This is a genomic window from Vibrio sp. 1180_3 (assembly GCF_029478545.1).
GTDB classification, from domain to species: domain Bacteria; phylum Pseudomonadota; class Gammaproteobacteria; order Enterobacterales; family Vibrionaceae; genus Vibrio; species Vibrio aestuarianus.
In genome coordinates this window covers 1-255 of the sequence record NZ_SJFM01000264.1, presented here as the reverse complement: position 1 = coordinate 255, position 255 = coordinate 1, and the positions used below count along the sequence as shown (strand labels likewise).

Here is a 255-nt window from a genome sequence, read left to right as displayed (position 1 = left end):
CCACTGACCCAAGGTGTACTTGATGGCTTTACCAAGAGGACTCGATTCGATGACTTTCTGCGTGGTTAACCAGTCATAGAAGTCATCCAACATCGGTTTAGCCTGCGCTTGTCTTTCTGCCCAACGCTCTTCGACCGAAGCCAGTTTTAATCGAGATTCAAGTGCGTACAACTTTTGGATTTTGGCTAACGCCACATCCGCTTTACCTGTTTTACCTTTGCCCTGAAGCTTCTTCGCTTCCATGAACTTACGACG

The 255-nt window shown here is 47.5% G+C and carries 1 protein-coding gene; it reads right to left on the bottom strand.

The features are described from left to right. Positions 1–255: transposase (locus tag EYW48_RS22065; RefSeq protein WP_277433113.1), on the bottom strand; the 255-nt coding region annotated here is incomplete at both ends.